The sequence below is a fragment of the Desulfobulbaceae bacterium genome (assembly GCA_013792005.1).
Taxonomy (GTDB): domain Bacteria; phylum Desulfobacterota; class Desulfobulbia; order Desulfobulbales; family VMSU01; genus VMSU01.
Genome location: VMSU01000033.1, coordinates 1 through 8,519, shown reverse-complemented (window position 1 = coordinate 8,519; position 8,519 = coordinate 1). Strand labels below are relative to the sequence as shown.

The following is an 8,519-nucleotide window of genomic DNA, read 5'->3' as shown; positions in this document are numbered from 1 at the left end:
GACTCGGAAATTACCAATTTACCTGGATCGCGCCCGGATCTGGGTCAGATTTGGTTGCACCGATTGAACAAAACCGCAGGCGTAGCAGCGCTACGTCGAGGATTTTGTGATTGAGGTGCGACCACAGATGGCCCAAAGCCGGGATGCGTTATGGTAAATTGGTAATTTCCGCGTCCCTAAGGGGGCTGAAACGGAAATTGGAGCGTTAGCGAATCATCTGGTTCATTTCAAATATCGGTAAAAGGATGGCGATTACAATAAAACCGACCACGGTGCCCATGGCGAGGATCATCACTGGTTCGATCATGTCCGTCATGGTGGCCAGTTTGGCGTTGATATCACGCTCAAAACTATCCGCCACCTTATCGAGCATATCTTCGAGCGCGCCACTGTGCTCTCCCACTGACATCATCTGAATGACCATCGGAGGAAACAACGTGCTGGCGCCAAGCGCCAAAGAAAGCGCTTTGCCTTGTTCTACCTCGGATGCCGCGGTGTCAATGACTTCGGCAATCAGTCGGTTGTTGACGATATTGCGAACAATCGTCAGGGCGGTCAGCAGTGGCACACCGCTTCGTAACAGGCTGCCGAGGGTGCGGCTGAACCGAGCCATGGCCAGCAGGCGCTGCATGGCGCCGATCATAGGCAAACGGAGGCTGACAGTATCCCATGCCCATCCGCCCCGTTCTGTCGCGGCATAGTGAGCGAGCGCAAAAACAGAGCCGATGAGGACTAAGGACAGGATCGGCCAGTAAGAGCGAAGAAAATCACTGGCGGTGATCAGGATGACTGTCGGCCAGGGAAGGGCTTGCTGCATGTCGGCAAACATCTTGGTGATGTTGGGCACGACAAAGGTAATCAGGCTGAAGAGGACAAGGCTGCCCACAAAAGCCATGAAGATCGGGTAGACCATAGCCGATTTGAAGCGGCTCTTCAAGAGCTCTTGGTGCTCGCCAAAGGCAGCCAGTCGATCGAGCACCACATCAAGCGCCCCGGAGGCTTCACCGGCCCGGACCATTGAGAGGTAGATCTTAGAGAAGAGCCTAGGGTGGTGGCTTAAGGCCTGCACCAGCGAGCTGCCTTCGTTGACGGCATCCTTGATTTGGGCCAGTGACTTCTTCAAGACCGGATTATTGGCTTGTTTGAGCAGGGCGTCGAGTGAGGAAACGAGGGGGAGGCCTGCCCCGAGGAGTGTGGCGAGCTGGCGGGTGGTGATGTTCAACTCGTCGGAAGAAACCCGAGACATGAAGTCCCGGAGGGCAAAGAGCGGCCTGCTCTCTTGGTGGGCCGCGGTTCCCTTGATGGAGACTGGAAAGAGTTTTTGTGTTCGCAGGAGGTCACGTGCCATCGATGTGCTGGGGGCATCGACAATGCCTTGCACTGGTTTGCCTGCGGCATTGAGGGCGGTATACTCAAAAACTGGCATTGATAGTGATTAAGTGGGGTGCGGTGGCTTATCGATGGGGGTGACGAATCAACGGCTGTTATCTTAGACAACCTTGATTTCTTTGTCAATTGGTAACTCGGTAAGGGCTTATCACTCTGGTGCATCCGAAGTCCTTAGTTGTCGGCGTTAACCCAAAAACCCTGGCCCGGCTCGATGGTTTGCAACAGATCAAATCCTTTGGATTTCGCGTATCCTGCACCGCCGTCATACTCTGTCGGCAGGGTCACCGCCCATTGTGCGTTATGCCAGGACCAGAGGGAGGTGATAGTTTTTTCGAAGGAGTAGGCGACCTCACCAATCGGTGTATGCTTGGTAGTTTTCAGTCCTACCAGATTCCAGCTTGGGGCCAGGGCCAGGGTCGGATCGGCAGGGGAAGATCCTGAGTAGTTCAAGGTTGCAGCGGAGGTGGCGTTGAGCCAGAAGCCCTCACCTGGGGTCAGTGTTGTCAGGATGCCAAAGTTTTTGCTTGCTGCGTACTGCGCGCCGCCATCAGCTGCTTCATTTTCATTGGTGGGGCCAAGGTAGACCGCCCACGTGTTTCCGCTCCACGTCCAGATGGAGGTGACCTGGTTTTTTATGTCGTTGATAATTTGAGTGACCGAGGTGTCTGTCGAGGTGAGCGGCAGGGTAAGGAGATTCCAGCCAGGGACCAACTTCTGGCTGCCGGAGAGTGGGACGGCTTCGCTGATAATGGTGACCGGTATTTTCACCACAGCCTGGGTGCTGGTGTCGGTGAGAGTGATGGTGGCGGTGCCTAGGGCCTTTGGGGTGATTAGCATGGCGCTGCCACTGCTGGCCCAGTCCAGTGAGAGGATGTCTTTCGAAGAAGTCCAACCTGCCTTGAAGCTGCCGCTGCCCCCGGTGATCTCAAGTTCCCTGGCCTTGCCCAAGGTCAAGGTCGCCGGGTTAGGTGTAACCATCAGGACGGCAGGAAGTGAGGTGGTGAAGTTCCAGCTGGTGACGAAGGGGGCTCCGTTAACGGTGGCGGAGAAGAATACTTCGTAGGTCGAGTCGGCTTGCAACGGTGAGGTGGGGATCAGGGCGAAGTTTCGATTGGAGAGCGGCATGCTGGAGTTGCTGCCCGGTTGGAGGAGGATAGTGTCTAAATCAGGATCGGAAGTCCCCTTTTTGCTGATCGTGAAACTGCTGAGGGTGACGTTGTGCTCCGCCGAGAACTGGATGCTCACTGGATAACCGACCAGGCCGTGATTTGGGGCCGGGTCAGGGATTTCGTCGTTGGAATTGAAGGTGGTTGGCACCTCTGTCTGGCCGTCGGCTGGGTAGAGGGTCATAGTCGCTGCCGGGGGTGAGATATCTGCCGGTTGGCCGAGGTCGATCACCTGGCACAGCGTAGAAATGGCATGGTCGGCGTCACCAATTCCGATCTCGCTATAGGCTGGGTTAAGGAGGATGAATCGGTGGTAGATAGCGGCGATCAGGGAGTCAACTCCGGCTTGGGCATCATTGCCGAAGGAGATCACCTCCCCGGCTGCGCTCCACTTGTAACCCTGATAGGTCATGCGGTTCGATGACCACTGTCCGGTGAATCCGGAAAGGCCATAAATCTCTTCATGAGCGGCATTTTGATGAAGAGTGAGATAGTCGGCATGGGCCTGGGCGGCAGCGCTGATCTGGGACTGCAATGAGACGGGGTCGGCGCCGGCCAAGTGCCGGTGGTAGTTGACGCGGTTGAGGGTGGAGAGCGTATAGGCCCGGAACATGGGTTTGGATTCAGCGGAGAGACTTAACGTTGGGTTCCAACCCATCGCCAAGAGCGCAATGGCCAGCCAAGGCAGGGTCATACTGGTGAGTCGTTTCATAGTATATCTCATGCCCGACAAGGTGCCGATCTGTGTACAGCGGGTGGCGACAAAGGTAGACGTAGGGGGGGGTTAAGGTTTGGTGACAGCGTAATTGATTGACAACAGGTCGGTTACTTTTTTCCCCATGAAGTCCTGGTGGACATCAAAACGAGCATCTTTTCGAGTAAATTGTGCCTCAGCTCCGAGCTTCTTGCGGAGTTGTCCCTCAAAGAAATTGATGTCAGCCATGGCCAATTGTTCGAGTTCTTTTCCGTCCTTCTGCTCGCGTAATTCGGCGAGGGTTTTGTTCTTGATGATCAAGGTGCTGCCTGGAGGCACAAGGTGAATTGAGGGAACGAGGGTAAATGCAGAGTCGGAGGTGTTCTCAATGGTAAAAAGGGACTGTTGTGGCGCTGTTTCCTGGCAGTGGGCTGAAGGGACGAGGGCAGGGTTGAATTGTGCAATGCTCAAGAATGAACAGAGGAGAAAGGAGAGTAGGGGGAGTCGTTTGTTGGATGAAGAGTTTATGGGGTGCATAGCATATCGCCGGGGTTGAAGGAGTGATGTGAATAACTTTACGGTTTCATTAAATATGGAACATAACAATTTACTTAATCATTCTCCGGAGGTGAAATCAAGCCAATTCTCTTGAGAACGAACGACGTCCATGGCGCATTTTTTGATCAAAAAGGGTAGAATTTACTTGCAGCAGAGCTCATGGGATCGAGTGAATTTTTGAGTCATATTTATATTTATTTTTGCTGACCGTCAGAGTAGTCTTAATCGTTTTGTGGATCGCCTTGGTATATCTTGAAGATTAAAGCCGCCATGGGCATTAGTCAAGTTAACACGGAGTATGGTTACGGTCTTGGGTTGCGTATAGATATGAATTCTCTGATTGCTTTTTTCTTTTATCGTGAGCTGAGAGTTGTTGCTGTAATGATCTTGGTTCTGATTGGTGTGAGGCCTGATTGTGTCCTCGCGGGCAGCATCAGCATTACCACCTCTGCAGTCGTCCATTACTCGGAGGCTGAGATTCGGGTCGAACTGACAGTGAGTAATGTCGGTGCGGACAAGGCAGTCGATGTCAGTCCTGAGGTTAGATTTCAGGATACCGTATTTTCTGCCCCACTCACCCAAGAGTTGCTGCCAGGGAACTCACATCGTTTCGACCTTGCTATTCCCCATGTACCGCTCTCTCCAGGAGAGTACCCCTTATTTGTTGTTGTCCGCTTCCATGATACCAACGGCTTCCCTTTTTCTTCAATCTCCGTGGCTAATTTTGTGACCGACCAGCTGAAACGTCAGTCCGAATTGGTTGTGGAAGTCCCAAGCGGAACTTTTGTAGTGACAGATCAGGGGCAGCCGATGCGAGTAGGGATCAAAAACCTCGGGACATCAGACGTGCGCTGTCGAGTTCGGGTGATGCTCCCCATTGAGCTTGACACCCCGACTCCAGACCAGAGTGTGCTTTGTGCTGCAGGGCAATCCGGGGTTGTGACTTTTTTGCTTAGCAACCGCAACGCCATGGCCAACGCCACCTATCCTGTGGCCGTGGTTGCGGAGTATGATCGTGACGGAAGCCACTATACGAGTTCTGTCTATCAACAGGTGTCTGTTGCCGCCACTGCCCCATCAGCCTTTGCCTGGGTGTTTAACAGCAAGCAGGCCCTTCTTGCCGGGTTCACTGCGCTCTTGGTTTTGACCCTTATCGTGACTATCCGTGCCTTGCGTAGGGGATTGCCTGGTGATGCGGCAAATACTCTTTCTGGTAGGTCTGCTGCCCTTGCCCGAGTTATGGATGCCGCAGGTCTTTTGGTAATTTATGGTACGATCTGGGTCTTGTTCGATCCCCGTCTGCTGTTTGTCGATACCGTTCTTGTGGGCGGGGACTCTTCCAGTTGGCAGGCCGTTGCCCAGCATCTCTTTGATGTTTTGCTCCCTGCAGGTCGCCTCACCGGCTGGGATATGGGTAATTTCTGCGGCTATCCGAATTTTACCTTTTATTTTATCCCCCCCTTTCTTCTGGCGGCCCTTCCTGCCTATTTGTTTGGAATACCCCTCACCATCACGCTTAAGTGTGCCACCATGAGTGGGGTGTATCTGTTGCCGGTGTCGACTTATGTCGGGGTGCGGATGATGAAATATCGTTTCCCTGCGCCCCTTTTGGCTGCTGCGGCCTCGCTGGTGTTTGTACTCAACGAGGGGAATACCATGTTCGGCGGCAATATGTTGAGTACTCTGTCTGGGGAATTCTCCTATATGTTCACCTTTGCCCTGCTGCCTCTTTTCTTAGGGATGATGTGGCGAGGTGGTCAGGATGGCCGGGGCTGGATCGGCGGCGGATTACTCTTGGGTTTTATTGGCCTTTCTCATCTCTTCGTATTCATTCCGGCGGTTTTTGTTGTTATTGCGGTCTTCTGTCTTACCCGGCAGGGGCTCTTTGCCATCAAGACCAGTATTGTGGGATTTGGGGTGATGGCCTTTTGGCTCCTGCCTCTTCTTGCGTATCGTGATGGTCTGACTACCCCGGTCTATATGATCTGGCAGGATTTTGCCAACTGGCGCTATAGCGCCTGTGGTCTTGGGCTGATCTTTTCCGTTGCCACCCCGCTTGTCGCACTTTCTTCATTGAAGAGGGAGGGGGGCTTGGCCAGGTGGTGGCGTGTTGGCACTTTGTGTCTTCTGCTGCTGACGGCACTCACTTATGTTTATGTCCTGGGCAAGTTCGGTCTTTATGGCGAGAAGTTTTGGGGTACGGGGTTCAGCGCCCCCACTCCGACCGAAGCCCTTGTCCCCTGGCAGGTGGCACGTTGGATAGAGGTGGCCTTACTCCCGCTGGGGCTTTTTGGGGGTGGGGTGTTGGTGTGGACAGGGTTCAGAGCTGGGAAGACCGGCAGCGGCTGGCAAAGGTTTGTTGGCTGGCTTACCGCCTGTTTTGTGGGCTTCTGGCTTGCCGGTTGCGCTTATTTTGTCCTGGGGCTCATCGTTAAAGAAGGGGGGGGCGGTCTCTTCTTTTCCACCAGGCTTATTGGCAAGGGGCGATGGCTAGGCGTGGTCGCGGTTCTTTTTGTCCTTGGCTGGCTGCCATTCTGGCGCTCGGCCCGTGTGCGGTTGCTGAATTCGGCTCGGATGGAAGGGGATAATCGTCTTGGTATATTTTTGTTTCTGATCGGCGGATGTCTCGCTACCTATGGAGCTGCGCATTATCTCCAGATTCCAGATATCCGCTTTTTACCGCCTATACTTTTTGTTCTTCATCTACTGGTGTTTGTTCATCTCCCTGATCTTTGGTTTCGACGCGCCACGTTAGGAGAAAAAGGGTTCGGGGCGGCGACGCTGCTTTGTCTTGCCATCCTCGCCGCCTCTGTCATGGGTCAAATGGCATCGAGTTGGTATCGGGATAATAATCGGGGGTATGAGGCATTGGCCGGGTATGGTGATTTCATGCGGGTCAACAACTTCCTGCGCGACAGCTATCACGGCCAGTTTGACACCCCGCTGGCCGCGCCTCGTGTTGCTTACGAAAAGGCCGATGGCTATGGCATCTACGGTGGAGATCGTGCTTTTGAATCGCTTCCATACTTCTCGGGCCGACAGACCATGGAGGGTATCCATTACTCCTCTTCGCCCGCCAGCAAGTTCATGGCTTTTTTTCAAAGCGAATTCTCTCGTGATTTGAAAGAGCCTGTTCCTTATATTCTTTCGCGTATCCGTCCCGATATCCTGCCGGTGCATTGTGATCTTTATAATGTATCACAGTTTGTGGTCCGCACCGATATTGCCAAGCAGGCGTTCGATAAGTCTCTTTTTTTTCGCCGTGAATTTACCGCCGGATCCCTTGCCGTTTACCGTTACCTTGATTCGCAGGATGCCTTTGTTGCGGTGCCCGCAGTCAGGCCGGTGATGATCCCGGGCCGAGATTGGCTTCAGCAATTTTATCAGTGGTACCGGTCGCCAGAGAATAATGACGTGCTGTTGGTGGCAGGGGACTTGGTGACTGATCCGGAAGACCGGGCGGCCTTGCAAGAGGCGACGGCCTGGACGTCGGCTGATCTCTCCGTCTATCGGGGGCAGACCATGGCTCCGGCAGGCGTGAAGGCAAACCTTGATCATATGACCATTCGTTTTGAAACCGAACGTGTTGGGGAGCCGCACCTGGTCAAGGTTTCGTATTTCCCCAACTGGCGTGTTAAAGGCGCCAACGGGGTCTATCCGGTGAGCCCGCACTTGATGCTGGTGATTCCCAGACAGCATCAGGTGACACTCACCTATGAACGGAACTCGTGGGATTGGTTGGGTAATGGGATTACCTGGGGCACTTTGATGCTGATTCCTCTCTTTGTCATTGGCCGACGCCGGCGTCGGCCCTCCGCCAGCGTCACTGGCTCCAAGATTGAAAAGGCCTTGCTCTATCTTCGCGTGCCGGTGCTGGGGATCTTTTGTGCGGTGGCCGTTACGGCAGGTGTGAACGGAGTGATAGCGCGCAATCCGGCAGTACGCGTTTTTATCAGTGGCGTTGAGCATTTCAATGAGGCGGTCCGTCTTCGTGAACACTCTAATATCGAGGCCTCGAATCAAGAATTTCGTCGTGCTCTTGCCATCTTTGCCCCGCTGATTGAAAAACGGCGGACCATCGATCATCAGGATGTGATCAATGCCTTGTTGTTTGCCGGGATGAGTTATGAGAGTGTGGATGAGCTTGAAGAGGCCGAGCGGATGTACCGGTTGATTATTGATGAGTTTCCCTTCAGCCGCTATCTGGCGGAAGGGGAGGTGCGTATCGCCCAGCTCAGGAGAAGGACCTTTCAGCAACGTTTTGATGCCTTGATTGCCGGGATCAATGGCGGCCAACAGACTGATGTTGTCCATGAACTCTCTACCGTCTTTCTCCCGTTGGGAGAGTGTCTTGGCCATCTCAGACGGGCGCTGACGGCAGATCCTCAATCGACGTGGGGTGGTTATGGGCAGGAGGAATTGGAGCGAATTAAATCTGATCTGGTTGCCAAGGAAGGCGCTCTGCAAGCGGCTCTTGCTTCATTTGACGTGGAGGCGCGGGATAAAGCCATGGCTGTTTTTCGAGAGAACTTGCTCGATTGACTAGGGGCCTGTCGGACTTAGAGAATCGTAGCGAAAATTCGTGAAATCGTGACCAGATATTCATGAATTTGAGGCGAATAGCAGGGCTATTTAACGAAAATTCATGGGGATATGGGCCGGTTTCACGAATTTGCAGTAGATTTATGTCTAAGTCCGACAGGCTCCTAGAG

At 53.6% G+C, this 8,519-nt stretch carries 4 protein-coding genes; 1 reads left to right on the top strand and 3 read right to left on the bottom strand.

Annotated elements, in window-relative coordinates:
• Nucleotides 1-205 precede the first annotated feature (205 nt).
• The 3 genes from gspF to FP815_01975 all read right to left on the bottom strand — a co-directional run bounded on the left by gspF (nucleotide 206) and on the right by FP815_01975 (nucleotide 3,786).
• Nucleotides 206-1,426 (bottom strand): type II secretion system protein GspF, encoded by a 1,221-nt coding sequence (gene gspF, locus FP815_01985; GenBank protein MBA3013703.1) that lies wholly within the window; start codon nucleotides 1,424-1,426, stop codon nucleotides 206-208.
• Between the two features lie 134 nt (nucleotides 1,427-1,560).
• The gene (locus tag FP815_01980; GenBank protein MBA3013702.1) at nucleotides 1,561-3,279 is read right to left on the bottom strand and encodes a hypothetical protein; all 1,719 of its coding nucleotides are present in this window, start codon (nucleotides 3,277-3,279) and stop codon (nucleotides 1,561-1,563) included.
• Nucleotides 3,280-3,339: 60 nt separating this feature from the next.
• On the bottom strand, nucleotides 3,340-3,786 hold the full coding sequence (locus FP815_01975; protein MBA3013701.1) for a hypothetical protein: 447 nt from the start codon (nucleotides 3,784-3,786) through the stop codon (nucleotides 3,340-3,342).
• Between the two features lie 273 nt (nucleotides 3,787-4,059).
• Here FP815_01975 and FP815_01970 point away from each other — a divergent pair, with 273 nt between their 5' ends.
• Complete coding sequence (locus FP815_01970; GenBank protein MBA3013700.1) at nucleotides 4,060-8,349, top strand: hypothetical protein; 4,290 nt, start codon at nucleotides 4,060-4,062, stop codon at nucleotides 8,347-8,349.
• Nucleotides 8,350-8,519: the final 170 nt, after the last annotated feature.

What these genes read in the sequence shown, in the direction of transcription:
- gspF (MBA3013703.1), bottom strand. Translation starts at nt 1,426, where the DNA reads ATGCCAGTTTTTGAGTATACCGCCCTCAATGCCGCAGGCAAACCAGTG.
- FP815_01980 (MBA3013702.1), bottom strand. Translation starts at nt 3,279, where the DNA reads ATGAGATATACTATGAAACGACTCACCAGTATGACCCTGCCTTGGCTG.
- FP815_01975 (MBA3013701.1), bottom strand. Translation starts at nt 3,786, where the DNA reads ATGCACCCCATAAACTCTTCATCCAACAAACGACTCCCCCTACTCTCC.